A 24,853-nucleotide genomic window follows, 5' to 3' on the forward strand; every position below is an offset into this window, starting at 1 on the left:
GTAAACTAGGCGGAATGCACCGGCAGCGTGTGGTCCCCCTCGCCAAGCTGGCGCTGCATCACGAAGACGTCGAGCCACTTGCCATGCTTCCAGCCCGCGCCGTCAAGCGTGCCGACGGGCCGGAAACCGGCCCTTGCGTGAAGCACGACCGAGGCCGGTTCGCTTTCCGCGATCACCGCGAAGGCCTGCCGGAAGCCGCGCTTCTCGCATTCTTCCAGCAAGGCGTTGAGCAGTCTTCCGCCGATCCCCCGGCCCACGCTTTCCGGCCGGACATAGATCGTGGTCTCGACACTGTAGAGATAACCCGCGCGCGGACCGTAGCGGTGAGCGAAACCGAAACCGAGCACTCGCCCTTCGCCTGCCTCGTCATCGGAATCGGCGCGGACGACAAGAAAAGGATAACCCGCATCGACGATATCGCGAATGCGGCGTTCACTTTCCATGATGTCAGGCGGTTCTGTCTCGAAAGTCGCGGTGCTTTCGATCACATAGTGAGCGTAGATCTCGGCAATGGCTGCAGCATCTTCGATCGAAGCACCGCAGACGGTCAATTCCTCGGTCATTGTCATGACAATGCCGCAAAGCACCCGCCCTGCCAAGTTGCAGCAGGCACAACCTGTCCTTAAACGGTACCAAGATGGCAATTATTTCCTGCAACATGGCAATTCTGGGCGGAGGCCTCGCCGGTTCGCTGATCGCGCTCGCAATGGCGCGCCACCGGCCGGACCTGCGCGTACTGTTGATCGAGCGCGGCGAAAGCCTGGGGGGCGAGCATGTCTGGTCTTTCTTCGAAAGCGATGTAGCGCCCGCGCACCGCGATCTGGTGGAACCGCTGATCGCGCGGCGCTGGCCCGGCTACGACGTCCATTTCCCCGGCTACTCGCGCCGTCTCGGCACGGCCTATGCCAGTGTGACCAGCCGCCGGCTCGACGAAGTGGTCCGCGCGGCGCTTCCCGCAGACGCCCTGCTGACCGGCGCCGAAGTGCGCCAGGCCGCTCCGACCGGCGTTATCCTGGCGGACGGGCGCGAAATCCGCGCCGATGCCGTGATCGACGCTCGCGGCGCTCACGGCCTGCCGCACATGTCCGGCGGCTGGCAGAAGTTCCTTGGCCGGATGCTGCGCCTCGCCGCGCCCCACGGGCTTGACCGGCCGGTCGTGATGGATGCCCGCGTCGCCCAGCACGACGGCTATCGCTTCATCTACTGCTTGCCTTTCTCGCCCACCGAAGTCTTCGTCGAAGATACCTACTACTCAGGGGATACCGCGCTCGACGTTGCCAGCCTGGGCGAGAGGATCGGGGATTACGCCGACGGGATGGGTTGGCACATCGAATCCGTCACTTATGAAGAGACCGGCGTGCTGCCGGTCATCGCGGGCGGTGATTTCGAGGCATTCTGGAACCACGCCGACTGGAACCATGCGGGGGGCCTGCCGGTTGCCCGTGCAGGAGTGCGGGCCGCGCTCGTCAATCCGATGACGTCCTATTCGTTTCCTGATGCCGTAAGATTCGCCATGCACGTGACCGCACTCGACAAGCTCTCCGGCGAGAGCCTAGGAAGGACAAGTCATGCATGGGCCGCAAATCACTGGCGCGGGGGGCGCTTCTACCGGATGTTGACGCGCATGTTGTTCGGCGCCGCCCGTCCCGATGAGCGGCGCGCCGTTCTCGAACGTTTCTACACCCTGCCCGAAGGACTGATCGAGCGGTTCTACGCCGGCCGCCTCACACCGGCCGACAAGGCCCGCGTGCTCTGCGGCAAGCCTCCGGTGCCGATGGGCGCGGCGATGGCCAGCCTTGCCGGGCGCGGCCACCCACTGGCGGACCTCGACCCGAAAGGCGGCAATCGATGAAGAAGGCCTGCGTCATCGGCGCCGGGTTCGGCGGCCTTTCCCTCGCCATCCGCCTGCAAAGCGCCGGGATCGACACCACCCTTGTCGAAGCGCGAGACAAAGTGGGCGGCCGAGCCTACGTCTGGGAGCGTGACGGCTTCACGTTCGACGCCGGCCCCACCGTCATCACCGATCCCGACGCCCTGCGCGAACTCTGGACGCTTTCCGGGCATGAAATGGCCGACGATGTCGACCTGATGCCGGTAATGCCGTTCTACCGGCTCAACTGGACCGACGGCGTCACGTTCGATTATTCCAACGACGAAATCGCCCTGCGCCGCGAGATCAACCGCGTCGCCCCGCGCGATGTGCCCGGCTACGACGAATTCGTGCGCTATGCCGCCGGGGTCTATCAGGAAGGCTACGTCAAGCTGGGGCACGAGGCGTTCCTGGACTTTTCCAGCATGGTCAAGGCCGCCCCGGCGCTGGCCCGCTACCAGGCCTGGCGCTCGGTCTATTCGATGGTCAGCCACTTCGTGAAGGACGAGCACCTGCGGCAGGCGCTCTCGTTCCACACCCTGCTGGTGGGCGGCAACCCGATGACCACGAGCGCGATCTACGCCCTGATCCACAAGCTGGAGAAGGACGGCGGCGTCTGGTGGGCCCGTGGCGGCACCAACAAACTGGCGCAGGGCATGGCCCGCCTGTTCGAGCGGCTGGGCGGGCAATTGCGCCTCGGCGAGAAGGTCGTGCAGATCCACACGCTCGGCGACCAGGTGACGGAGGTCGAGACGGACAGCGGCTGGAAACAGCGGTTCGATGCCATCGCCAGCAACGGCGACCTGATGCACACCTACCGCGACCTGCTCTCCGGGAACCAGCGCGGGCAGGACATGGCGCACAAGCTGAAGAAGAAGCGCTTCTCGCCAAGCCTCTTCGTGGTTCACTTCGGCCTCGAAGGCACCTGGCCCGGCATCCCGCACCACACCATCCTGTTCGGCCCGCGCTACAAGGGCCTGCTCGACGACATCTTCGAGCATGGCGTGCTGCCGCGCGACTTCTCGATCTACCTCCACCATCCGACCGTTACCGATCCCTCGATGGCGCCGGCGGGCAAGAGCACGTTCTACGCCCTCGTCCCGGTAGCCAACATGGGCAAGTTGCCGATCGACTGGGACGAAGCCGGTCCGATCCTCGAAAAGCGCGTGCTCGCCGAAGTCGGTCGCCGCCTGATCCCCGACATCGACGACCGTATCGTCACCCGGTTCCACTACGCCCCGCCTGACTTCGAGCGCGATCTGGGCGCGTATAACGGCAACGGCTTCAGCCTCGAACCGCTGCTGACGCAGAGCGCCTACTTCCGCGGCCATAACCGCGACGACAAGCTGAAGAACTTCTACCTCGTCGGCGCCGGAACGCATCCCGGCGCGGGCATTCCCGGTGTCGTCGGCTCTGCCAAGGCCACCGCCAGACTCATGCTGGATGCCCTGAAGTGAGCCGCGCGCTCCACGCCCTGAAAGTCGCCTGGGGGTGGACCGGCGTGGACTTCGCCGAAGAGGTGGCCCACAGCCTGATGGGCCACATGCTGCTAATCGACCGCGAAGGCATTTTCCACTACCTCGACCCCGATCTCCTCAGCCTGTCCCGGCTGGGCGACGAAGCCGCGGCGCAGGCCCACATGGCGCTGGACGAAACCAAGGCCATCTGGCGCGCAGACGCCCTTGTAGACGCGGCGACGCAGCGGCTCGGCTTCACCGCCACGGGGGAAGTCTACAGCCGGACGCTTTCCGCGATCCTGTCGGGCGACTATGGGCATGAAAATCTGGTCCGGATCGACCTTGTCGACCTGATCTACCTGACCGGCGACCTCGCCCGGCAGACCCGCGATCTGCCGGACGGCGCGCGGGTACAACTGAAGGCTACCTGAGTCATGAAACGCATCGCCGTCTACTGCGGCTCCGCCACCCCCGCCGATCCCCGCTACGTCCAGCTTGCCCATGACGTGGGCGCCGCCCTTGCCGCGCGCGGCATCGGCGTTGTCTATGGCGGTGGCCGCCTCGGCCTGATGGGCGCCGTGGCCGCCGGCGCGCTCACGCAGGGCGGCGAAGTGATCGGCGTGATCCCCGAAGCGCTCACCGGCGCCGGCGGCAAGGGCGGCGAAGTCGCCAATCACGATTGCACCGAGCTTTACGTCGTCAAGACCATGCACGAGCGCAAGGCGGAATTCACGCGCCTGTCGGACGGCTTCCTGGTCCTGCCCGGCGGCGTCGGCACCATGGACGAACTGTGGGAAGCGGTGAGCTGGGCCCAGCTCGGCTATCACGACAAGCCGGTGGGCGTGCTGAACTCCTTCGGCTTCTATGACGGCCTGCTCGCATTCAACCGCCACATGGCCGAAGTCGGCTTCGTTCGGCCCGCCCATCAGGGCATCATCCTGGCCGAGACCGAGCTGGACCTCCTGCTCGACCGCATGCACGCGCACGAGCCGATCGTCCCGATCGTCAGGATGGACCCCAGCACGCTGTGAGGCTTTCGGGTGCCGACTGAGAAGCTCCTCGAAGCCGCCCTGCGCGGCGCCGCCCTCCGCTCCGGGCCGCTGGACCGCGCGCACCTCGTCAAGGAGGCGCGCCGGTCCATCCGCAAGGGATCGAAGAGCTTCGCGGCGGCCAGCCGCCTGTTCGACCGCGAAACGCGCGAGCGGGTCTGGCTGCTCTACGCCTGGTGCCGCGCCTGCGACGACATCGCCGACGAACAGGACCACGGCCACGCCATCGGCCCCGTGCGGCTCGGCACCCGCCTCTCGCCCGAGGACCGGCTGGCAACCATCCGCACGCTGACCGAGCTGGCGATGGCGGGCGAAACCACCGGCACGCCCGCTTTCGACGCGCTCGGCCAGCTCATGCGCGAAGTGCCGCTGACCGCCGCCATGGTGGATGACGTGCTGGCCGGCTTCGCGCTGGATGCGGCCGACTGGCGGCCTCGCTGCGAGGCGGACATGCTGCGCTACTGCTATCACGTGGCAGGCGCGGTGGGCGTGATGATGGCGGCGGTCATGGGCGTATCGCCCGACGACGACGACACGCTGGACCGGGCCTGCGATCTCGGCATTGCCTTCCAGATCGCCAATATCGTGCGCGATGTCTGGGAGGACGACGCGCGGGGCCGCTGCTACCTGCCGGTCGAATGGCTGGTGGAGGCGGACATCCCGCCCGGCGAAGTCACCAAGCCGCACTATCGTGGCGCGCTGGTGCCGATGATCGCCCGCGCCTGCGCGCTCGCGCGGGACTATGAGGCATCGGCAAGGATCGGAGCTGCCCGGCTGGCCTTCCGCCAGCGCTGGGCGGTGCTGTCGGCCGCGAACATCTACGGCGGCATCGCCCGCGAGGTGGAGCGGCTCGGCGCCCATGCCTGGGACCACCGCGTACACACCACCCGCGCCGAAAAGCTCGCCCATGTCTGGTCCGCATGGAACGAGGCGCAGGCGGGTAATCAGAACGATCCCGACCGGATGGCGGGCGGCGGGCCGGAAAGCGCAGCCGAGCCTGCGGGCACAGCGCCCCGCCCGGCGCTGTCACGCCGCGAGCTCAGGGAAATGGGCCTGCGGAAATAGTCTGGGCTGGCGTGGCGAGTGTCGCGGGCCGGCACAGGATGCGCCATGCCCGCGAACTGTCGTCGTTGCGACGTAATTGGGTGGACCCGAAGAATTCGCGGCGAGATGCGCCCAAGGGCGATTCGCGGTCGCGAGGCGACCATGCCTTGGCCGCCCCTGTCCGGCAATCGTCGGGCATGGCAGCATTCCATCGCCTGCCCCGAAGCCGGGACGAACCGTTTTCCCGGTGGAGATCGCGGAGCTTACCAAAAAAATCCGGGAGCCTCGAACGATACCGAGCGTTGCTGCTTTGTAACGAACAAGGGAGAATCGCCATGCTCTTCACCATTGCCGCCATCCTGCTGGTCCTGTGGCTGCTCGGCTTCGTGGTGTTCCACGTGTCCAGCGCGCTCATCCACGTCTTGCTGGTGATCGCCATCGTCGTGGGCCTCGTCCAGCTGTTTCGCGGCGGCCGGGCCGTCTAGCCCTCAGGCAGGTAAGCGGGGGGCACCGGCTCCCCGTATTACCGATAAAGGTCCCTAGCTCAGGGCCGCTTGCCTGGGGGATAGTAGCCGGCAGGATAGTTGAGGCGCCGGAACAGGCGGCCTCGCTCGGAATAGAGCACGAAGACAAGCGCCGTCAGGCCCGCTGCCACCATCGAGCCCAGGATCGGTCCGGGCGTGCCGTCGTAGGCCTGCCCGATCAACGCGCCCAGAACCGCGCCCATAACCATCCTTACGAACGACATGATCGAGGCCGCCGCCCCGGCCGTGCGCGCGAAAGGCTGGATCGCGATCGACTGGAAGTTCGAGCCGATGAAGCTCATCATGCACATGGAGAAGGTCATGAGCGGGACGAAGACCCACAGGGTCTCCCCATTCAGGGCCAGCACGAAGTGCAGCACCGAACTGGCGATATAGCCGAACAGCGCCGTCTGCGACACGCGCCGCGCACCGAAGCGCTGGACGATACGCGAATTGGCGAAGTTGGTCATGGCCATGACCAGCGCCATGCCGCCGAACACCGCCGGGAAGAAGAATCCCGCGCCGAAGTGCTCCGCCACCAGCTGCTGGGCACTGTTGATGTAGCCGAACATCGCCCCCTGCACGAAAGCGACGCCGAACAGGTAGCCCACCGCCTCGCGCGTGCGCAGCGTCAGCGCCATGTTGGTGGCGATCACCCGGGGCCGGATTTCCTGCCGGTAATCGGGGTGCAAGGTCTCCGGCAGGCGCAAGGCCGTCCATGCGTAGACACAGGCGCCCAGCACGCTGATGAGGCCGAATATCCAGCGCCAGCCGGCAACCAGCATCACGCCCTGCCCCACCATCGGCGCGATCATCGGCACGACCATGAAGGTCATCGACACCAGCGACTGCATGCTGGCCATGCGATCGCCTTCGAACCGGTCGCGAATGACGGTCATCGGCATGACCATCAGCGCGGACGTGCACAGCCCTGCCACCGCGCGCGCCGCCAGCATCATCGGGAAGCTGGTGACCAGCGCGCAGGCCAGAGCGCTCAGCACATAGGCGCAGATCGCGAAAAGCAGCACGGGGCGGCGGCCGTAACGGTCCGCCAACGCGCCGGGAACCAGCGAGCCGAGCCCGGTGCAGATCAGGAACACGCCGACGATCAGCTGCCGCTGGTTGGGGTCAGGGACCGCCAGGTCACGGCTGATCTCGCCGAGCGCGGGCAACATGATGTCGATCGAGAGCGCCTGAAGTGCCTGCAGGGCGGCCATGAGGGCGACGAACTCGACCCCCCGCATCGGAAAGGGCGCGGGATTCGCTGTGTCGGAGGTCATGCACGGCGCATTGCAGCACTTGCGCCGCAGTGGCCAGCAATTTCGCGCCGCGGATAGCGCTTTTCCCGGCGCAGGGACTATATCTGCCGCCATGTCATCGCGCGAAGCAGAGTCGGCAGAGGACCGCGAGGCCGACGGCCTGCGCAAGGTGATCCATGTCGACATGGACGCGTTCTACGCCAGCGTAGAGCAGCGCGACGATCCCTCGCTGCGGGGCAAGCCGGTGGCGGTGGGCGGTTCCTCCCTGCGCGGCGTGGTGGCGGCGGCCAGCTACGAAGCGCGAAAGTTCGGCGTGCGCTCCGCCATGCCTTCCGCCCGCGCGGCGCGGCTCTGCCCTGACCTGATCTTCCGCAAACCCCGTTTCGAGGTCTACCGCGAGGTCAGCCAGCAGATCCGCGCGATCTTCCACGAGTATACCCCCCACGTGGAGCCGCTCTCGCTTGACGAAGCCTATCTCGACGTCACCGCCGACCTCAGGGGAATCGGGTCAGCCACCCGCATCGCCGAGGAGATCCGCCGCCGCATCAAGGCCGAAACCGGGCTTACCGCCAGCGCCGGGGTGTCCTACAACAAGTTCATCGCCAAGCTCGCCAGCGACCAGAACAAGCCTGACGGTCTCTGCGTGATCCGCCCCGACCAGGGCGCGCAGTTCGTGGCGAGCCTGCCGGTACGCCGCTTTCACGGCGTCGGCCCGCGCGGCGCGGAAAAGATGGCCCGCCTCGGCATCGAGACCGGCGCGGACCTGCGCGAAAAGGACATCGCCTTCCTGCGCGCCCATTTCGGCAGCTTTGCGGAGTATCTCTATCAGGCTGCCCGGGGCGTGGACCTGCGACAGGTGCGCGCCAACCGCCCGAGAAAATCGGTCGGCGGCGAGCGCACCTTCTTCGACAATATCCAGGGCACCGAGGCCCTGCGCGAAACGCTGGACAACATCGTAGACATCGTCTGGGACCGCATCGAGCGCGCCGAGACCCGTGGCCGTACCGTCACGCTCAAGCTGCGCTACGCCGACTTCCAGACCCTCACCCGCGCCCGCTCGCTCCATCATTTCGTGGCCGACAAGGCGGAATTCTCCGCACTCGGTCATGGACTGCTGGAGGAACTGCTGCCGCTGCCGCAACCGATCCGCCTGATGGGCCTGACCCTCTCCGCCCTCGAACGCGGGGAAGAGGACGTTCGCCCGGCCAGGGATGGGCAGCTTTCGCTTCTTTAGGCCTGGACTTTCACCCCTGCCTGACGAGCACGATCCGGGCGCCGGCTTCGCCCGCCAGCCGGTCAACTTCCCGATATCCAAGCTTTCGGGCCAGCCCGAGCGAAGGCAGATTCGCCTCAGCAATCACGCAGGCGGTGCGGCGGGGGCCGCGTCCCTCGAACCACGCGATCGCGGCCCGGCCTGCCTCGCTCCCATAGCCCAGCCCGTGAAACCCCGATGCCAGCGTCCACGTCATCTCGATCTCGGTCTCCACCAGAGGTCCAAGATCGCGCAGGAAGCGTGCATGCCCCAGCTTGCCGACGTAACGGCCGGAGGCTCTCTCCAGAACCGTGAACTGGCCGAAACCCTCCAGCGTCCAGTGCCCCACGTCTCGCTGAAACCGCGCCCATGCCTCGGTACGCAGGAGCGGACTGCCTCCGATATGGGCGACCACCAGCGGATCGCAGAACATCTGCCGCATGGGCTCGAAATCCCCCCGCTCTGGCGGGCGAAGGCAGAGACGCTCGGTCTCCAGCATGATCCCCGCATCAGGCATATTCGGCGATCCACTGCGCCAGTTCGGCGGGAAGCCGCGCCGGTATCCGATCGGGCAGCGCCCCCAGCGGGAAGAACCGCGCCTCCACGAGTTCGCGGCCATCCACGCGCGGCACATCGTTGGTCCTGCCGGCAACGACATGGACATGATTGCTCGCGCCGACGAGATCCTCGGTGACGAGAACGAGCAGGCGAACATCCGCAAGCGCGCAGCCGGTCTCTTCCAGCAGTTCCCGCCGTCCGGCGGAGAGCGCATCTTCACCGCGATTGAGCCCGCCGCCGGGGGGCATCCAGCGGCCGGAGCCATAGGAATGCCGCACCAGCAGCACCCGGCCTTCACCATCGAGCGCAAGCACGCGCACGCCGTGCAGTTCCGGCCGCCACACCTTCCACACCTGCCGCCGGCCCCAGTGTGCCGCGCGGTAAAGCGTACGGTGGAGCGGCGCCGGAAGCCGGTGCAGCAGCCAGTTCAGCAGAAACACGTGACCTTGTGCCGCGCCGCGCGCAGCAGCCGGGCAACCGGCAGATCGTGCTCGCCCTTGACCGCGGCATCGAAGACCGCGCGCTTGTCAGCGCCGCGGATCACGAACATCAGCTCGTCGCTGTCCGTCAGCGCCGGGATGGTCAGGCTTAGCCGGTCGAAGGGCGCCTCGGGCGGCAACGGATCGGGCGTAAGGCGGCGGATTTCGCGGGGATCGTCGATCTGCGGATCGGTGTTCGGGAACAGCGAGGCGATATGCCCGTCACCGCCCATGCCAAGCCAGGCGACCGCGAAATGCGGCGGCCGAGCCTGTTCGGTCAGCGCCACGACGCGCGCGCCCACAGGCTCGAGCCTTGCCCGGATCTTGCCGACATTGCTGGCGGGGTGATCCTCGTCAACGATGCGATCGTCCCCCGGCCAGACCGAGATGCGGTGCCAGGGAAGGTCCATCTCCGCCAACCGGTCGAAAATCGGGAAAGGCGTCGAACCGCCGGGCACGGTGATCGCGATGTCGTCGGGACTGGTTGCAAGAGCAGCCTTGAGGCGCTCCGCGAACCAAGCGGCAATGGCGCCATCGTCGGCACCTTCGATGATTTCGAGTTTCGGCATGAGCTGGACTTAGGCCGGTTTTTGTCTCTGCGCGAGGAGAGACTTCGGGTTCGGTCCGCGTTGGCGGTGCCGAAATGCCGGTGCGACCGGCTCGCCACGGCTGTAGCGAGCCGGTCGCACATTCTCAGGCAAGAATCTCGCGAAGGAACCAGGCGCGCTGTTCGGCCTGATCGGTCCAGTCATCGATGATGCCGTCGGTGGCATTGTCGCCTGCTTCGCCTGCCAGTTCCTTGGTTTCCTTCAGCGTGGCGACGTAAGCGGTGTTGTCCTCGAACAGTTGCTTGACCATGCCCTGCGCGTCGAGCGAGGTGTCATCCTCGTCCTTTACGGAAGTCTTGGCGGCGATCGAGCCGATGGAGGTCAGGGTGGTGCCGCCCAGCTTGCGGACACGCTCGGCGATCAGGTCGGTCAGGCCGAAAATCTCGGTTGCCTGGGTATCGAACAGCAGGTGCAGGTCATGGAACTGCGGGCCGCGAACATGCCAGTGGAAGTTCTTCGTCTTGACGTAAAGCGCGAAGGTGTCGGCGAGCAGCCCGTTCAGGCTGTCGATCAGAGCGGCCTTGGAATTGTCCTTGGAAGTCATGCCGTGTTTCCCTCGTTGCTGTTCGGCCTATGCCGTCCGGTGAACTATGTAGATTTGTGAACGCGGAAGTGAACCCCCGGTTCTCTATCAATTTCCGATCAGAGTATCGAAGATTCCCGAAGGAACAGCATGAGCGCAGCGCAGACCAGCAGGAGGCCGACGCCCCGCCTGATCCAGCCCGCCGCCGGAGCGCTCGAAAACTGCGGGAAGGCCCAGGCCATCCCCGCCAGTATCCCGCCGCCCAGCGCGCCTGCCACCCCGGATGCCACAGGCGCTGCCATACCCACGCCCATGGCGAAGACGATGAACCGGGCGGCATCGGCGATCTGGCTGGCCAGCAGCACCAGCAGCAGTGCGCCGAGCGAATTGGTGGGCTCCTTCGGCCGGCGGCGCGGGACTAGGATCAGGGACTCAAGCCCGGCAAGACCCACGGCGAATGCGGCGAAGATCATCCGTGCCGGAGGCGGTAGCTGGGCGAGCATGAAAGCCGCCGCCCATGCCGCACCCGCGGCGGTCAGCCCTGCACTGAGCAGGGCCGCCAGCAGGACACCGGGCCGCTGCCCCTGCCTTGCGGCGAGGCCGGATATGGTCATCTGGTCCCGCGCACCGAAACCGGCGAGCAGGACGGCGATGAAAGTCAGGTAGAAAGCGGGCATCCGGCTTCCCGCGAAGGCGCCGCTGCCGTCAGCCCGCCTTCTGGCAGGCGACGATCGCGGCGACGACGTTGGCGGTATCGGCGGGATCGCGCACGCAGATCGTGTCGAGCCCCATGGCCTTGGCCGGATAGTCGTTGCCACCGGGGAAGATGGCATCGCCGATGAACAGCATGTCGGCTTCGGCCACGCCGCTATGTTCGGCAAGCCGCTTGAGCCCCCAGGCCTTGTCCACGCCCGGCTGGGTCACGTCCACCGAAGTGGCACCGCCGAGATTGACCGAGACGCCGGGCAGGCGCTTCACGAGATCGGCCTGGATCACCTTGCGCTTGGCGAAGTCCGGGTCCCAGAGCTCCTTGGCATGAAGCGGAGCCTGCTGGCCCAGGGCGGAGAAAGTGATCTGGCTGCCGCGATCCTCGATCCGCTCACCCCAGGTTTCCTCGGGCGTGAAGCCGGTGGCGGCAAGCGAAGCGTCGAACGCTTCGAGAATCTCGCGCTTCTGTTCTTCAGTGAACAGTTCGGCATAGACCGGCGTCCAGGCGCCGTCGCGGTGGACGTAGAGCTTGGCGCCGCTGGTCGGCATGAGCCAGAGCCGCGAACGATCGGCATCGGCGGGAAGACGGCTGGCCACCTGCTTGTCGAACTGCGGCCAGTCCCCTCCGGAGATCACGGCAACTTGCGCCACTTCGAGCAGCCGCGCCATGAGTTCGGCCATTTCGTCGGTCAACGGCTGCTTGCTCAGCGCCAGGGTCCCGTCGAGGTCGAACGCTACGATCTGCTTCATTTCATGCCTTCCGCGATGCGATAATCCGGGCCCCTGCCATCATCCGGCCGGGAAAGAAATGTCGGACCTGCACCATTACGATGACAAATCCCCTACCGTTGCTCCCGATGTCCGGCCCCCGGACCCGGGCGCCTGCCGTCCCTTACTGGTTGACGGCACCGGATAGCTTGCCGACCTTTTGCACACCTTGGACGGTGGTGACCAGTATGTCGTTTCCATCGACGACGACGACGACGTTTTCGAGGCCGATGACCGAGACGCGCGGTCCGTCGCTGTCGACCAGGACATTGCGGCAATCCACCAGTTCCGCATCACCCGCGCCGCGCACCGCGTTGCCGTGGTCGTCGCGATCGAGCGCTTCGTGCAGGGCGTGCCAGTTGCCGATGTCCGACCACTCCATGTCGGCCGGCACCAGCGCCGCGCGGCGGGTGTTTTCCATCACCGCATAGTCCACCGAATCGCTTTCCACCTCGGCGAAAGTCGCCGCGTCGGGATGGAAGCGGTGGCCGTCGAGCGTGCCTTTCGCCACGGCCTCGCGCACCTTGGCGGCGATCTGCGGGCGGTGCGCGGCGAGTTCGGCCATGAAATCGCTCACCCGGAAAGCGAAGATGCCTCCGTTCCAGGCGTAATTGCCCTCAGCCAGGAAGGCGCGGGCGCGTTCGAGATCAGGCTTCTCGACGAACTGGGCCGTGCGGAAACCGGGCGTGCCCTCGATCGCCTCGCCGCGCCTGAGGTAGCCGAAGCCGGTTTCCGGCGCGGTCGCCTCGATGCCGAAGGACACCAGCCAGCCGTCCCTGGCAAGCGCGGCGGCAGCAGCCGCGGCACGGGCAAACACGTCCGGGCGGCCGATATGGTGGTCGCTCGGGCAGACCAGCATCACCGCGTCATCCGGCAGGCGGCAGGCGGCCAGCGCGATGGCGGCAGCGGTGTTGCGCGCGGCCGGCTCCACGATCACCGAGGCACCTTCCTGCCCGTGAAGCTGCGCCTCGACATGTTCGAGGTGCTGCCGTCCCGTCACCACCACCGGCGCCGCGAAACCCAGATCCGGCGGGCAGCGCGACACCGTCGCCTCGAACAGCGTGCTCTCTCCCACCAACGGCAGGAAAGGCTTGGGCTTGGCAACGCGGCTGCGCGGCCAAAGCCGCGTGCCGCTGCCTCCGCACAGAATAACTGGAACGATCTGGGACATGGGGCTCGATGAATGCCAGGGAAGTCTGGCTTTCGCTGTGCCAATACTAGCCCCTCGCCGGATTGCATAGAGGACTCGAAGCGACCTTCCACATCGGCCGGAACCCTGCCCCATCCCGTTCGTTTGACCCTTCTCCGGCGCCGCTGCCCCCGGCGGATAACGCCCAACCTCGACCGGATCGGCCGCTTTTCGGGTGGCCATCCTCTTCCGAAGGTGCAAGACTGACCATAATGACCGATCCAGGCGAATGTCCCTCGCTGGCGGAACATGGCGCTTTTCCGCGCGATCTGCCCCCTCCTCTGCCGCTTGGCGCGGCCGTGCCCACGGCTCTGTTCCTCGATTTCGACGGCACGCTCGTGGAAATCGCGGACCATCCCGACGACGTGATCGTCTCTCCGCATCTGCCCGACCTGATCGCGCGACTGGCCGATCGGCTGGACGGCCGGCTCGCGCTCATCACCGGCCGTTCGCTGGAATCGCTGGAGGAGATGCTGGGCCATCTCGATGTCGCTGCGGCAGGTTCGCACGGCGGTGAGTTCAGACCGGCAGGCAGCCGCGAAATCCTTCCCCTTGCCGAGCCGCTGCCAAAGGCCGTCGTCGACCGTCTCTCCGCTTTCGCGGCCGACAACGGCGGCCTCCTCGTCGAACCCAAGCCCTTCAGCATCGCCGTGCATTACCGCCGCCACCCCGAAGCCCTGCCCGGCCTGCTCGCCTGCGCCGACGAGACCGGCAGGGAGTTCGGGCTCAGGACGAAGCACGGCAAGCAGGTTATCGAGCTGTCCATGCCCGGTTCCGACAAGGGCAGCGCCGTCGCACGCTTCATGCAGATGCCGCCCTTCCTCGGCGCTCGCCCCGTCTTCATCGGCGACGACGTGACTGACGAGGACGCCTTCGCAGCCGTCGCCCGCCTCGGCGGAGACGGCATCCTTGCGGGGCCGATGCGCGAAACGCTCGCCCATGCCCGGCTCGGCGGCGTCAGCGCGGTGCACGCGTGGCTCGAAACCATCATTCACGATCACGACCAGGAGAACAGCCGAACATGAGCTCGCTCGAACTCTGGCCCATCGGCAATTGCCAGGTCTCAGGCCTGATCGACACCAGCGGCGCGCTCGTTTGGGGCTGCGTCCCCCGCGTGGACGGCGACCCGACGTTCTGTGCCCTGCTGCGCGGCCCGGAAGGCCAGGACGCGGGAACCTGGCGCTTCGAACTGGAAAACCAGGTCTCCGTCACCCAGCGTTACTCGCGCAATACCCCGATCCTCATCACCAGGCTGGAAGATGCGCAGGGCGGCGCGGTGGAAGTGATCGACTTCTGCCCGCGTTTCGAACGATCGGGCCGCACGTATCGGCCGGTCGCCTATGCGCGTATCGTCCGTCCGGTGGCGGGCTCGCCGCGCATCCGCACGGTGCTCACGCCGATGAGCGGCTACGGCGCCCAGCTTGCCGCCATCACGCGCGGCTCCAATCACATCCGCTACCTGGTGGAGCGCAACACCCTGCGCCTCACCACCGATGCCCCGATCGGCTACGTTCTCGACGAACGCTACTTCCGGCTGGAAACGACGCTACACTTCTTCCTCGGCCCCGACGAACCCTTCAGCGGCGATGTCGAACACGAGATGGAATCGATGCTGCGCCACACCGGCGACTACTGGCGGCTGTGGGTGCGCGGCCTCGCCACCCCGCTCGACTGGCAGGACGCGGTGATCCGCGCCGCCATCACGCTCAAGCTCTGCCAGCATGAGGAAACCGGTGCGATCGTCGCCGCGCTCACCACTTCCATCCCGGAAGCGCCCGGCAGCCAGCGCAACTGGGACTACCGATACTGCTGGATCCGTGACGCCTACTACACGGTGCAGGCCCTCAACCATCTCGGCGCACTGGACGTGCTGGAGCGGTATCTCGCCTATCTGCGCAACATCGTCGACGATGCCGAGGGCGGTGCGATCCAGCCGCTTTACGCGGTGAGCGGCGCGCGCGAGATCATCGAATGGGAAGCTCCCGACCTTTCCGGCTATCGCGGCATGGGGCCGGTCCGGGTCGGCAACGCCGCCTATTATCAGGTCCAGAACGACTGCTACGGCCAGATCGTCCTGCCCGCGATACAGGCCTTTTCCGACCAGCGCCTGCTGCGTATCGCCACGCCCGAGGATTTCGCCAGCCTCGAACAGGTCGGCGAACTGGCCTGGCAGACGCACGACCAGCCTGACGCCGGCCTCTGGGAACTGCGCACGCGCACGGCCGTCCACACTTATTCCAGCGTCATGAGCTGGGCCGCCTGTGACCGTCTGGCCAATGCCGCCGAGTTCCTCGGGCTCGACGAGCGGGCCGCAATCTGGCGCGAACGCGCGGCCACGGTGCGCAAGCACATCGACGAACACGCCTGGCACAAGATCGAGGCACCGGACTTCGACGACAGCGGCGCGGGAGGTCACTATGCCGCCAGCTTCGGCGGCTCGCAGCTCGATGCCAGCCTGCTGCAGATGGTCGAGCTGCGCTATGTCGAGGCCGAAGACCCGCGCTTCCGCGCCACGCTCCAGGCCGTGCAGAAGGCGCTGCGCCGGGGCGAACACATGCTTCGCTACGACAGCGAGGACGATTTCGGCCTGCCAGAGACCGCCTTCAACATCTGCACCTTCTGGCTGATCGAGGCGCTCCATCGCAGCGGCCAGGACGAGGAGGCGCGCCGCCTGTTCGAGGCGATGCTGGATCATCGCACCAGATCGGGCCTCCTTTCGGAGGATATGGATTTCGAAACCGGCGAACTGTGGGGGAACTTTCCGCAGACCTATTCGCTAGTAGGTATCATCAATTGTGCCGGGCAGCTGTCCCGGTCTTGGCGGGACTGGCGATAGCCGGCCCCGCAAAACGCGTCTTCCGCACATCTGGTCGGCGCGGCACAGGGGATTTGAAATGAGCAGACTGATCGTCATCTCCAACCGGGTATCGGTTCCCAAGGCAGCAGGAGCCGCCGGGGCGCAGGGAGGACTGGCAGTGGCGCTCAATTCGGCACTGCGCGAACATGGCGGCATCTGGTTCGGCTGGTCGGGGCAGGAAACCGAGGAGTTCACCGGCCACCTCGACATGCAACGCAACGACGGCATCACCACGGCTACGATCGATCTCGAACCGCAGGACATCGACGAATATTACAACGGCTACGCCAACCGCACGCTCTGGCCGCTGTTCCACTACCGCATCGACCTGACCGAGTACGACCGCAACTTCGGCGAGGGCTACGAACGCGTAAATGCCCGTTTCGCCGATGCCGTCCTGCCGCTGATCGAGGAAGAGGACCTGGTCTGGGTCCATGATTACCATCTGCTTCCGCTCGGATCGCTGCTGCGCGGAAAAGGCGTGAGGAACCGGATGGGCCTGTTCCTCCACACGCCCTGGCCGCCCACCCGTCTGCTGGTTTCGCTGCCCTTCCACGAACGTCTGGTCGCCTCGATGCTGGAATACGACGTGATCGGTTTCCAGAACACCGAATGGCTCGAAAGCTTCCTCCACTACGTGCAGAAGGAGATGGGCCTTAAGGTCAATCTCGACAATTCGGTGGAGTACAAGGGCCGCAAGGTCATCGCCCGCGCCTTCCCGATCGGCATAGACTTTGCCGAATTCACCGAAGCCGCCGCCGGGCCGGAAGCCCGCGAAGCCCACGACCGGCTCAAGTCCAGTGTGCGCGGTCGCAAGATCCTGATCGGCGTGGACCGGCTCGACTATTCCAAGGGCCTTGGCGAACGCTTCGAGGCCTTCGGGCGCTTCCTGGCGGATTACCCCGATCAGGCCGGCGATGCCGTACTGCTCCAGATCGCACCGCCATCGCGCGGGGACGTCGCCAGCTACCAGCAGATTCGCGAAGACCTCGAACGCAAGACCGGGCACATCAACGGCGCTTATGCCGATGTGGCGTTCGTGCCCATCCGTTACGTCAACCGGGGTTTCCCGCGCGATCAGCTCGCCGGGTTCTACCGCGCGGCGGACATCGGCCTTGTCACTCCCCTGCGCGACGGGATGAACCTCGTGGCGAAGGAATATATCGCGGCGCAGGATCCGGAGAACCCCGGCGTACTGATCCTGTCGCAGTTCGCCGGCGCCGCGCATCAGCTCAAGGATGCGCTGCTGGTGAACCCGCACTCGATCGAGCATGTCGCCGAAAACATCAAGAAGGCGCTCGAAATGCCGCTGGCCGAACGCAAGAAGCGCCATGCGAAACTCCTTGCCTCTGTGCGCGACAATGACGTGCAGCGCTGGCGGGAAGACTTTCTCGGCGCCCTTTATGGCAAGGCCAGGGGCAAGACCCCCACGCCGCAGGACGAAGTCGCCTGAAGCATTCGGCCTAACCCATAAGAACAGGCGTCCGACATGAAATCGGCTGCCATCATCAAAACGACACTCGCCTGCAACCAATCTGACCTTTAACCGGGCTATAGGAGAGTGTGCGGGATACCGATCCCGCCGATCCCCGGAAGAATGCCGGGGATCGCACGAATGACAACAAGGAGCCCGGACGATCCGGGCAGCGTGATGAGGATGGGCATGATTCTCTACGGGGAATGCATCGGCGCGCACGGTTCCGCGCGAGTCCGCATTTCGGACCTTGCCGATCTTGGCTGCGACCTGGAAGCGGAAGCGCTTCCCTGCGCGCTTGATGGCGATTTCTCGCTATGGATCGGCGCGATCGGTCCCCTGCCGGCAACAGTGGCGAAGAAGGACACGAGCAACCTCGAAATTCGCTTCAAGGAACCGCTCGACACCCGCATCGTGGAGCATTTCCGCGGTCGCTGACCACGGCTATTCCCGGTTTTCTATCGCTTCAGGCGCAACCGGCTCCTCGCGACCTTCGCCCATGTCTTCGTCCATCACCGTCTCGCCCGTATTGCGCCGCGCAAAGCGACTCGCGCCGATATAGAGTACCGTCGGCCACAGCAGCGTGTTGAACAGGTCGTAACCGGTATCCCGAAGTTTCCACGGACGATCGATCGGCCACATCGAGATGATGTCGGCCCCCTCGGTGCCCAGCGCCACCACCCAGAGCAGCGCCAGCGCCCAGCCATTGGCGATGCCCCGTCGCGACACGAATGCCAGGAACAGGAAGAGCAGCATCCCGCCGTGGATGTGAATCACCGCACGGATCACCTGATCCTTGGGAACCAGCAGATTCTTCAGGCTTTCCCAATCGGCAACGAGGGCGAGGATGTGATTCAAGCAGGCGTTTCCCGGATAGGTCGTTGTTGAAGGCAAAGTTGGGGCGAAGAACGGGCAGTCGATCGTCCCGCCGCCCACGAGCCGTTCATGCAGCGTTGCGGGCCACGCGATTAAACGACCGTGAATATTGCAGCGCAACAGGAAACGAGGAGTTTTCGACATGGCCCATCCCGCGAACCCCTTCGCCGTCGACCGCCGCTCTCTGTTCGCCGTCTCCGCTCTGGCGCTGGGCGCGGCGTCCTTGTGGCGCCCCACTTCTTCTTTCGCCGCCTCGCAGCCCGGCGACTGGCCGGCCTGGGCACCCCCGCAATCGCGGCTGGAGAGCGACATTTCCGCGCTTCGCGCCCGCGCGGTGGACATCAGGCGTTTCGGCGCAGCCTGCAACGGAACCACGGACGACAGCGCCGCCCTTGAGCGTGCCATCGCCGGCGGCGCGCCCGCAGTCATGATTTCCGGCCCGATGCGCCTCACCCGTCCGGTCGCGATATCCCGTGGTTTCGGGATATTCGGCCAGGGCAAGGGGCCGCACCTGATCTGGGCAGGTCCAACGGGCTCCCCCCTTTCCGTCAGCCCCGAAAGCAACGATCCCGCCAGCTTCGTGCGAAACATCGTGGTCGACGGCATTCATGCGACGACCATCGCTTCCCAGCGTTCCAAGACCGTGATGCTGCGCGCGGTCAACATCCGGGGGTTGAAGGTCACGCGCTGCACGGCCGACGGGATCGGTCTCGCCTCGGTAGGCCACCTGCGGATGGACGGCAGCGGCTATGACCGTGCCAAGGGTTCCGTCACCGTCGATCCCGCCGTCCTCGCCGGATTCTCGCCCAACAGCCTCGACGACCTCAACGAGGACATCTACATCTCCGACAACACGGTGGACTACGGCGCCTACCAGGGCTCGATCCTGCGCTTCAACATGGCCCGGCGCGTCATTGCCGTGGGCAATGAGGGCAAATACGCCAAGATCAGTTGGTGGGGGGGCGGCGCGAAGCACGACCAGGGCGGAATGCCGCAGTTCCTGCGCCGCGTCAGCGAGGTCTACATCGCCGACAACACGATGCGCGGGGCCAATGGCGGGGTCTACGGCAACAACGGCCAGAAGGTCGTCGTCGCCCGTAACCGCATCAGCGACATGTCCGATGTCGGCGTCGACTTCGAGGGCTGCATGGACTGCATCGCCTATGACAACCGCGTCACCAACGCCGGCAACTTCTGCTATTCCACCTTCTACGTCGCCCGGAACATCGTATTCAGGAACAATTACGGCGAGCAGGACGGCACGATCCCGGAAACGATCCGGCGCGAGAAGATGTCCAAGATCGGGGCCCAGCGCGGCCTGTCGATGGCCGCCCTGCAAAGCGGCGGCTTCGCCACCAGCCTCGATGCGATCACCGTCAGCTTCATCGGCAACGAGTTCGTCTATTCCGGCCCCGGCCAACTCGGCGTCTGCACGCCCAGTTACTTCGGCAGCATGGTGTTCCAGGGCAACCGCCTGCGCAACGTGACGGTCGACTGGACCTACCGCGCCACCGACAGGCTGGTCATCAAGGACAATGTGCTGCTGTTCGACCGGCCGGGGAACAAGCCAATGGTCCTGATCGGCGGGTCCGCGCCGAAAGGCGAGATTTCGGGCAACCGGGTCGAACTGGCCACCGCGCTGCCTGCGGAAAGCGTGGCGATCGGCTATACCGTCGCCTCCAACCGGATCGACCTTGCCATCCGCAACAACGCCGTGAACGCTTCGGCCGCCCGCGCGCTACCCCTCGTCGTCAGCGTGAAGCGCAACATCCAGGGCAACGCTCAGATCAGCGGCAATACCGTTGGCGGCGTGGTGGTCAGCCCGGTACTCAAGCGGCCGAACTCGCGCTTCGACGGGAACAAGACCAGCGAAGGCCGCGCGATCACCCCGAACTTCATGGCCCGGGGACTGCTGCCGACGCCGTGAACGACGGCAGCGATTCCGGGCGTCAGCCTTGCGGCCCGGTGGAGGTCGCCCCTCCCCCACGCCGGATTATCTTGCCCTTGTCCTGATTTATCCTTTCCCGGACCAGCAGGACAAATTCCGGGTGCCGCAATGCGAAGAGCCAGGCGATGCCGACAATGGCCCCGCCGAAGATCAGGCCCCTTACCGGAATGCTTGCGGCGCTCATCCAGAACTCCGGCATCGCGAACGGCAGGAGACTGGCGCCGGTAACGACCGTCGTGAGCATGATCGCGGCCCTGGAGGGGAAGAAGCGCGTGTGGTGGAGACGCTTCACAAGGAACCACGCGAAGACAGACCCGTAGACGGACATCATCACTTGTCCCGCCATGGCGCCCGTCAGGCCGAACAGGTGCGCCAGCAGGGCCATCGTGGAAAGCCCCAATCCGGTCGCGACGGCAAGCACTACGGGAACCAGCCTGACCGCCCCGAACGCGAACAGCGCGCGGATCGAAAGGCTCTGCGTCGCCTCGACAAAGGCAGCCGTAAGGGCAAGCGGAGCATAGAGGCTGGCGCTGTGGTAATCCTTGGGGAACAGGATGCGGAACACTTCCGGCATCACCGCGATGACGCCGAGCGCCAGAACGGCCTGAACCACGAGATAGCCTGCGCCCATGTCACGAACGACAGCCTCGGCCTCGGCGGTTTCCTCATTGGCCTTGCGGTAGAAGAACGGCTCGAATCCGCGATTGAACGATTGCCCCACCAGCGTGAGAATCTGTCCCGGCGCCGCTGCGGCATTCCAGATACCGAGAGCCGTCAGGTTGAAGGCGCCGGCAACCGCCAACCGGTTGCCACGACTGCGGCCCCAGGCGAGAAGATCGAAAGGAAGCATGGGAACGGAAAAGCGTTTGACCGAATCCCGCACGAATTCCTTGGTCCGGCGGTGCTCTTCACCCGTGAGGCGCAGCTTCCAGGCGTTGCGCGATTCGTACAGTGCGGTCCCGCCGAAAATCACGATCCGCGAGGCAAGGATTCCCAGCAAGCCGACCTTGAACACGAAGATCAGGAGCAACGTCAGCGTCGTCAGGCCGATCATTCGGGCCAGCGCAAGAACCGCGAAGGAGCGGGCATCTTCCTGAGCGCGATAGGTCGTCGCCGCGAAAGTGTTGATGCGCTGCAGCCATGCGGAAACGACGGTAATGGCAAAAGCAGAGACAACGAGTTCCGGCTGAGGGAAGAACTGGTCCAGAACAAGGAGCACGCCGGCAAGAACGAACATCGCCGCGAAGGATATTCCCAGCGACAAGCGCTGGAAGTAACCGATCAGGACCGGGCCGGTCATGAAAGGCAGGTCCTGGCGTGCCTTGTCGTGATATGTCCTGACCGCACCGCCGGACAGCCCGCAGTCCATGAGCAACAGGAAAAGTTGCTCGAGCGAGAGCACAAGCGCCAGCAGGCCGAACTCGCTGACGGGCAGGATATGGGCGTAGGCCGGCAGGAGGATCAGCGATAGCGCACTCTGCAACGAGCCCAGGCCGAGATAGATCAGCATCCTGTGATGCAACGCCGTCTTAGCCATCGGATCGATCTTTCAGCAGCTTTGCGATTGCCTCGGCGGCCCTGTCGGTCGCCTTGCCGTCCATCGGGCCGGTTTCGGCAGTGACGTCGGTCGTGGAAGGTACGCCGTGTGTCAATGCGTCGATCAACAGTTCAGCGAATTCATCGGCCGTTCGAGCATAAGGCACGCCAGCTTCATCGAACCAGAGCTGCTTTTCGCCCTCGAGCCGCTCCGTAAACGCCTCGATCGGGATGGGCATGCTGACGACCGGCACGCCCATCATAAGACTTTCCAGCAGACCGATCGAGTAGTGCCCGACGCTGCACGAGGCACCGGCCACTTCCTCGTCCAGCGGCCCTCCGGCCGAACGCGAGTAGGGGATCGTGAGACAGCCTTCGAAATGCCCGAAGGTTTCATGGTCGCTGCGGGGATGCGGCCTCGTCACGAGTGTGAAAGGCATTCGCTCGTAAGCGATTGCAAAACCCTTCGCCATCTCGGCCAGCGTTGCCCTGGCGGCGCTTCCCGCCACTCGCCCCTGCGCAACGAATGGCTGGAACACATAGATGACGCGCGGCGGGTCGGATCGGCTTCGCGCGATCTGGAGCAGCGGATCGAACCGGGGCACGCCGATAAACCGGATGGTGTGCGGCGCGACGCCTGCCGCCACGAAGCGGCCCGCATAGTCCTGCGAAGTGGCCAGGACCATCGAATGACCGTAAGCGCCATAAGGCATCGTCGGCGGGATCAGGCCCAGCTTGCGCGCGGCGAGAGCCATCTTCGGGATCAGCCCAGGACGCGGCCCGGCTTCCTTGGAACGCACGATCGTGAACGGCCCTTCCTGGACCAGCACCGTATCCGCACCCATTTTGCGCGCCGCGCTGAGGAACGCGCGCTGCGCATAGAACGTGTCGTTGCAGGTCACGACGAGATCGGGCCTGACATGCGCCAGATCCTTCTCAATCCGCCGGACCAGCCTGTCGAAAGCGAACTGGCCGCCATTCAGCAGGAGGTTCACCCGGCCGGGCAGCGCCCGCCGTTTGGAGAAGTTGATGAGCCCGAGGTCTTCGGGAGCCAATCGCAGGACTTCGCCCGGTGCATCCCAGACAACCTTCGACCGCGTCTGGGTGTTGAACGCCTCACTGTCGATCGCGACAATTCTGGCATGGGGATGGTCATGCAATATGCGTTTGGCGACGAGCGCCAGCGTCGTGCTGGCCGAACCCGCAACGACGAGAAACCAGATGGTCGGACCGCTGGTCTTGTCAGACAACTTCACATCCATTCCGCTTGGCACCACCGCGACAGGCTCGGGTTCGACGCTGTCCCGAACGCGAAACAGCTTGAACACGAGCCGAGGCAATGAAGAGATAGATTGGCCCTGGTAGCAAGGCCGATGACGCAGTGCCGAGGAGACATCAGCGTGCGTCGGGCCTGGCTCGTGCTCCCCGCGAGCGAGAAGCAGTGCCGCTCACGAAAATGGGCGGCCCCCGCGAAGGCGCCGCCCATCTTTCTAGCTGGCTAAGCTCAGGCCGCTGCAGCGGGCTTCGGGCGCGGGCGCCACTTGAGCTTGTCGCGCTGGACCTGCTCGACGGGGAGAACTTCCGTCGACTTGGTGGCCAGCGACTTTTCCACGGCCTTGAGGTCGCGGCAGAGGCGGCGAAGGCCGTCCGGCTCGAGCGAGGCGGCGTGGTCGGTGCCCTTCCAGGTGCGGTCGAGCGTGAAGTGGCGTTCCACCCACTCCGCGCCGAGAGCCAGCGCGGCAATGTCGGCGGCGATGCCGAGGTGATGGCCCGAGAAGCCGATCGACTTCACGCGATCGCCGAAGGATTCGATCAGGCGGGTGATTTCACCGAGGCAGATGTCCTCGAAGGCCACCGGGTAGCCCGAAGTGCACGAATAGATCACCACGTCCTTCGCACGGCCGTGCTGTTCGAAGAACTGGACGATCTTTTCTTCTTCGTCCTGCGTGGTCATGCCGAACGACAGGTGGATTTCACCCGAGTATTCGTTGGCGAGAACTTCGAGCATTTCGAAGTGCAGGTTGCAGGCCGAGGGAACCTTGATGAGCGAGGGGTTCAGCGCGGCGATTTCGCGGGCCGAGGTCACGTCCCATACAGAGGTCGAGTACTCGATGCCGTTGCGCTTGCACTCTTCCATCAGCTCGCGGTGCTGCTCGGGCGTGAACTCGAGGTATTCGCGGTGAGCACCGTAAGTGTCGCCGTAAGAATTCGCGGGGTTCGGGTGCGGCGCATTGTACTGCTCTTCGGTGAGAAGTTCGCGATTGGTGCGCTTCTGGAACTTGACCACATCGGCCTTGGCGTAAACCGCCGCGATCCGGATGTGCTCCTTGGCGATTTCCATATCTCCCTTATGGTTGCAACCAACCTCGGCGATGATCTTCACACTCATGAAATAGCCCTTCTTTGAGCGATATGATTACCCAAAAAGGTCTATCAGGGAACATACCTAGGCGCAAATCCATTTTTGTGCGACGCACAATCCCCTTTCGAGACAACCAGATAACAGTAAATCACAACAACTCCATTTAATATCGCCTATTTCTGCCGATTAGGTCTGCTCAAATTTAGGTGGAATTAAGAACTTTTCGCCCGGTAAAGCCCGGCGTTGACCTGCAGCATCGCTCTTCTCCCGTCTCAATTTCTGCACGTCACGTCGTCATGAGAGGCGTTTGCAGCTTCATTAAAATACCCATCGAAAACCGCACAGGTATGACGCAAAACAGGGAAAAACAGCCATCATCAATACCTAACGGCCGGAGGAATCGCCCTGCCTTTCCAATAGCGCCTTTCGGCGGATCGGATGCTGCAAGGGCTTCTTCAACTGAATCGCCGCGCCTATTGCATCTGCGAGCAGTTTGATTTCGATGCGCACGC

The 24,853-nt window shown here is 65.0% G+C and carries 26 protein-coding genes; 12 read left to right on the forward strand and 14 right to left on the reverse strand.

What is annotated here, in order from left to right; translation table 11 throughout:
• Positions 1-5: 5 nt before the first annotated feature.
• Positions 6-563: a GNAT family N-acetyltransferase gene (locus ACXJ16_RS10395; RefSeq protein ID WP_054436500.1), complete on the reverse strand. Its 558-nt coding sequence runs from the start codon at positions 561-563 to the stop codon at positions 6-8.
• A gap of 95 nt (positions 564-658) precedes the next feature.
• On the opposite strand from ACXJ16_RS10395, the gene crtY reads away from it, so the two are divergent.
• The 6 genes from crtY to ACXJ16_RS10425 all read left to right on the forward strand — a co-directional run bounded on the left by crtY (position 659) and on the right by ACXJ16_RS10425 (position 5,905).
• Entirely contained in the window at positions 659-1,852 is a 1,194-nt protein-coding gene (gene crtY / locus ACXJ16_RS10400) for a lycopene beta-cyclase CrtY (protein ID WP_324698140.1), read from the forward strand.
• A complete protein-coding gene (locus ACXJ16_RS10405; RefSeq protein WP_132469920.1) occupies positions 1,849-3,327 on the forward strand; it encodes a phytoene desaturase in 1,479 nt (492 codons plus the stop codon). Before crtY ends, ACXJ16_RS10405 begins: the two co-directional genes overlap by 4 nt.
• Entirely contained in the window at positions 3,324-3,758 is a 435-nt protein-coding gene (locus tag ACXJ16_RS10410; protein WP_054436502.1) for a hypothetical protein, read from the forward strand. Before ACXJ16_RS10405 ends, ACXJ16_RS10410 begins: the two co-directional genes overlap by 4 nt.
• Before the next feature lie 3 nt (positions 3,759-3,761).
• Entirely contained in the window at positions 3,762-4,358 is a 597-nt protein-coding gene (locus ACXJ16_RS10415; protein ID WP_054436504.1) for an LOG family protein, read from the forward strand.
• 69 nt (positions 4,359-4,427) lie between these two features.
• Positions 4,428-5,441, forward strand: coding sequence for a phytoene/squalene synthase family protein (locus tag ACXJ16_RS10420; protein WP_324699004.1), 1,014 nt, complete (start codon positions 4,428-4,430; stop codon positions 5,439-5,441).
• 314 nt (positions 5,442-5,755) lie between these two features.
• Positions 5,756-5,905 carry a lmo0937 family membrane protein gene (locus ACXJ16_RS10425; RefSeq protein WP_132268417.1) on the forward strand — a complete coding sequence of 50 codons (150 nt, stop codon included), beginning with the start codon at positions 5,756-5,758 and terminating at the stop codon, positions 5,903-5,905.
• 59 nt (positions 5,906-5,964) lie between these two features.
• Here the strand turns inward: ACXJ16_RS10425 and ACXJ16_RS10430 are convergent, their stop codons facing one another.
• A complete protein-coding gene (locus ACXJ16_RS10430) occupies positions 5,965-7,224 on the reverse strand; it encodes a multidrug effflux MFS transporter (RefSeq protein ID WP_185998025.1) in 1,260 nt (419 codons plus the stop codon).
• Between the two features lie 91 nt (positions 7,225-7,315).
• Between ACXJ16_RS10430 and dinB the strand changes: the two genes are divergently transcribed.
• Positions 7,316-8,437 carry a DNA polymerase IV gene (gene dinB / locus ACXJ16_RS10435; RefSeq protein ID WP_185998026.1) on the forward strand — a complete coding sequence of 374 codons (1,122 nt, stop codon included), beginning with the start codon at positions 7,316-7,318 and terminating at the stop codon, positions 8,435-8,437.
• Between the two features lie 10 nt (positions 8,438-8,447).
• On the opposite strand, the gene ACXJ16_RS10440 is transcribed toward dinB, so the two are convergent.
• The 7 genes from ACXJ16_RS10440 to ACXJ16_RS10470 form a co-directional block, all read right to left on the reverse strand.
• Complete coding sequence (locus ACXJ16_RS10440; protein ID WP_054436509.1) at positions 8,448-8,972, reverse strand: GNAT family N-acetyltransferase; 525 nt, start codon at positions 8,970-8,972, stop codon at positions 8,448-8,450.
• Positions 8,965-9,453, reverse strand: a complete 489-nt coding sequence (locus ACXJ16_RS10445) for an NUDIX domain-containing protein (protein WP_324698130.1) — start codon at positions 9,451-9,453, stop codon at positions 8,965-8,967. The genes ACXJ16_RS10440 and ACXJ16_RS10445 overlap by 8 nt, the downstream gene beginning before the upstream one ends.
• Positions 9,441-10,061, reverse strand: coding sequence for a 6-phosphogluconolactonase (locus ACXJ16_RS10450; protein WP_324698128.1), 621 nt, complete (start codon positions 10,059-10,061; stop codon positions 9,441-9,443). The genes ACXJ16_RS10445 and ACXJ16_RS10450 overlap by 13 nt, the downstream gene beginning before the upstream one ends.
• 124 nt (positions 10,062-10,185) lie before the next feature.
• Positions 10,186-10,644, reverse strand: coding sequence for a Dps family protein (locus ACXJ16_RS10455; protein ID WP_054436512.1), 459 nt, complete (start codon positions 10,642-10,644; stop codon positions 10,186-10,188).
• A 98-nt stretch (positions 10,645-10,742) separates the two neighbouring features.
• On the reverse strand, positions 10,743-11,300 hold the full coding sequence (locus tag ACXJ16_RS10460) for a hypothetical protein (protein WP_324698126.1): 558 nt from the start codon (positions 11,298-11,300) through the stop codon (positions 10,743-10,745).
• Between the two features lie 28 nt (positions 11,301-11,328).
• On the reverse strand, positions 11,329-12,081 hold the full coding sequence (locus tag ACXJ16_RS10465; protein ID WP_054436516.1) for an HAD-IIB family hydrolase: 753 nt from the start codon (positions 12,079-12,081) through the stop codon (positions 11,329-11,331).
• A 142-nt stretch (positions 12,082-12,223) separates the two neighbouring features.
• Positions 12,224-13,270: a mannose-1-phosphate guanylyltransferase gene (locus ACXJ16_RS10470; protein WP_443478101.1), complete on the reverse strand. Its 1,047-nt coding sequence runs from the start codon at positions 13,268-13,270 to the stop codon at positions 12,224-12,226.
• A 230-nt stretch (positions 13,271-13,500) separates the two neighbouring features.
• Here ACXJ16_RS10470 and otsB point away from each other — a divergent pair, with 230 nt between their 5' ends.
• The 4 genes from otsB (at position 13,501) to ACXJ16_RS10490 (ending at position 18,057) form a co-directional block, all read left to right on the forward strand.
• Positions 13,501-14,313 (forward strand): trehalose-phosphatase, encoded by an 813-nt coding sequence (gene otsB, locus ACXJ16_RS10475; RefSeq protein WP_324698122.1) that lies wholly within the window; start codon positions 13,501-13,503, stop codon positions 14,311-14,313.
• Entirely contained in the window at positions 14,310-16,124 is a 1,815-nt protein-coding gene (locus ACXJ16_RS10480) for a glycoside hydrolase family 15 protein (protein WP_132469400.1), read from the forward strand. Before otsB ends, ACXJ16_RS10480 begins: the two co-directional genes overlap by 4 nt.
• A gap of 58 nt (positions 16,125-16,182) precedes the next feature.
• The gene (gene otsA / locus ACXJ16_RS10485) at positions 16,183-17,598 is read left to right on the forward strand and encodes an alpha,alpha-trehalose-phosphate synthase (UDP-forming) (RefSeq protein WP_054436544.1); all 1,416 of its coding nucleotides are present in this window, start codon (positions 16,183-16,185) and stop codon (positions 17,596-17,598) included.
• A gap of 162 nt (positions 17,599-17,760) precedes the next feature.
• Positions 17,761-18,057: a hypothetical protein gene (locus ACXJ16_RS10490; RefSeq protein WP_231635786.1), complete on the forward strand. Its 297-nt coding sequence runs from the start codon at positions 17,761-17,763 to the stop codon at positions 18,055-18,057.
• Positions 18,058-18,063: 6 nt separating this feature from the next.
• On the opposite strand, the gene ACXJ16_RS10495 is transcribed toward ACXJ16_RS10490, so the two are convergent.
• Entirely contained in the window at positions 18,064-18,639 is a 576-nt protein-coding gene (locus ACXJ16_RS10495) for a hypothetical protein (protein WP_185998033.1), read from the reverse strand.
• Here ACXJ16_RS10495 and ACXJ16_RS10500 point away from each other — a divergent pair.
• On the forward strand, positions 18,638-20,422 hold the full coding sequence (locus tag ACXJ16_RS10500; protein ID WP_463920634.1) for a right-handed parallel beta-helix repeat-containing protein: 1,785 nt from the start codon (positions 18,638-18,640) through the stop codon (positions 20,420-20,422). The two genes, ACXJ16_RS10495 and ACXJ16_RS10500, sit on opposite strands and share 2 nt — an antisense overlap.
• Before the next feature lie 22 nt (positions 20,423-20,444).
• Here the strand turns inward: ACXJ16_RS10500 and ACXJ16_RS10505 are convergent, their stop codons facing one another.
• The 4 genes from ACXJ16_RS10505 to ACXJ16_RS10520 all read right to left on the reverse strand — a co-directional run bounded on the left by ACXJ16_RS10505 (position 20,445) and on the right by ACXJ16_RS10520 (position 24,851).
• The gene (locus ACXJ16_RS10505; RefSeq protein ID WP_185998035.1) at positions 20,445-21,980 is read right to left on the reverse strand and encodes a lipopolysaccharide biosynthesis protein; all 1,536 of its coding nucleotides are present in this window, start codon (positions 21,978-21,980) and stop codon (positions 20,445-20,447) included.
• Positions 21,973-23,235: a glycosyltransferase family protein gene (locus ACXJ16_RS10510; RefSeq protein WP_443486835.1), complete on the reverse strand. Its 1,263-nt coding sequence runs from the start codon at positions 23,233-23,235 to the stop codon at positions 21,973-21,975. Before ACXJ16_RS10510 ends, ACXJ16_RS10505 begins: the two co-directional genes overlap by 8 nt.
• Positions 23,236-23,483: 248 nt before the next feature.
• Positions 23,484-24,368 (reverse strand): N-acetylneuraminate synthase family protein, encoded by an 885-nt coding sequence (locus ACXJ16_RS10515; RefSeq protein WP_054436556.1) that lies wholly within the window; start codon positions 24,366-24,368, stop codon positions 23,484-23,486.
• Positions 24,369-24,725: 357 nt separating this feature from the next.
• Positions 24,726-24,851, reverse strand: coding sequence for a hypothetical protein (locus tag ACXJ16_RS10520; RefSeq protein ID WP_255351627.1), 126 nt, complete (start codon positions 24,849-24,851; stop codon positions 24,726-24,728).
• Positions 24,852-24,853 lie beyond the last annotated feature (2 nt).

The sequence above is a fragment of the Novosphingobium sp. TK71 genome (genome assembly GCF_055361505.1).

Excerpts from the sequence above, each read along its gene's own strand:
- ACXJ16_RS10395 (WP_054436500.1), bottom strand. The coding sequence starts at position 563 with ATGACCGAGGAATTGACCGTCTGCGGTGCTTCGATCGAAGATGCTGCA.
- crtY (WP_324698140.1), top strand. The coding sequence starts at position 659 with ATGGCAATTCTGGGCGGAGGCCTCGCCGGTTCGCTGATCGCGCTCGCA.
- ACXJ16_RS10405 (WP_132469920.1), top strand. The coding sequence starts at position 1,849 with ATGAAGAAGGCCTGCGTCATCGGCGCCGGGTTCGGCGGCCTTTCCCTC.
- ACXJ16_RS10415 (WP_054436504.1), top strand. The coding sequence starts at position 3,762 with ATGAAACGCATCGCCGTCTACTGCGGCTCCGCCACCCCCGCCGATCCC.
- ACXJ16_RS10425 (WP_132268417.1), top strand. The coding sequence starts at position 5,756 with ATGCTCTTCACCATTGCCGCCATCCTGCTGGTCCTGTGGCTGCTCGGC.
- ACXJ16_RS10430 (WP_185998025.1), bottom strand. The coding sequence starts at position 7,224 with ATGACCTCCGACACAGCGAATCCCGCGCCCTTTCCGATGCGGGGGGTC.
- dinB (WP_185998026.1), top strand. The coding sequence starts at position 7,316 with ATGTCATCGCGCGAAGCAGAGTCGGCAGAGGACCGCGAGGCCGACGGC.
- ACXJ16_RS10440 (WP_054436509.1), bottom strand. The coding sequence starts at position 8,972 with ATGCCTGATGCGGGGATCATGCTGGAGACCGAGCGTCTCTGCCTTCGC.
- ACXJ16_RS10450 (WP_324698128.1), bottom strand. The coding sequence starts at position 10,061 with ATGCCGAAACTCGAAATCATCGAAGGTGCCGACGATGGCGCCATTGCC.
- ACXJ16_RS10455 (WP_054436512.1), bottom strand. The coding sequence starts at position 10,644 with ATGACTTCCAAGGACAATTCCAAGGCCGCTCTGATCGACAGCCTGAAC.
- ACXJ16_RS10460 (WP_324698126.1), bottom strand. The coding sequence starts at position 11,300 with ATGCCCGCTTTCTACCTGACTTTCATCGCCGTCCTGCTCGCCGGTTTC.
- ACXJ16_RS10465 (WP_054436516.1), bottom strand. The coding sequence starts at position 12,081 with ATGAAGCAGATCGTAGCGTTCGACCTCGACGGGACCCTGGCGCTGAGC.
- ACXJ16_RS10470 (WP_443478101.1), bottom strand. The coding sequence starts at position 13,270 with ATGTCCCAGATCGTTCCAGTTATTCTGTGCGGAGGCAGCGGCACGCGG.
- otsB (WP_324698122.1), top strand. The coding sequence starts at position 13,501 with ATGACCGATCCAGGCGAATGTCCCTCGCTGGCGGAACATGGCGCTTTT.
- ACXJ16_RS10480 (WP_132469400.1), top strand. The coding sequence starts at position 14,310 with ATGAGCTCGCTCGAACTCTGGCCCATCGGCAATTGCCAGGTCTCAGGC.
- otsA (WP_054436544.1), top strand. The coding sequence starts at position 16,183 with ATGAGCAGACTGATCGTCATCTCCAACCGGGTATCGGTTCCCAAGGCA.
- ACXJ16_RS10490 (WP_231635786.1), top strand. The coding sequence starts at position 17,761 with ATGACAACAAGGAGCCCGGACGATCCGGGCAGCGTGATGAGGATGGGC.
- ACXJ16_RS10500 (WP_463920634.1), top strand. The coding sequence starts at position 18,638 with ATGGCCCATCCCGCGAACCCCTTCGCCGTCGACCGCCGCTCTCTGTTC.
- ACXJ16_RS10495 (WP_185998033.1), bottom strand. The coding sequence starts at position 18,639 with ATGTCGAAAACTCCTCGTTTCCTGTTGCGCTGCAATATTCACGGTCGT.
- ACXJ16_RS10505 (WP_185998035.1), bottom strand. The coding sequence starts at position 21,980 with ATGGCTAAGACGGCGTTGCATCACAGGATGCTGATCTATCTCGGCCTG.
- ACXJ16_RS10515 (WP_054436556.1), bottom strand. The coding sequence starts at position 24,368 with ATGAGTGTGAAGATCATCGCCGAGGTTGGTTGCAACCATAAGGGAGAT.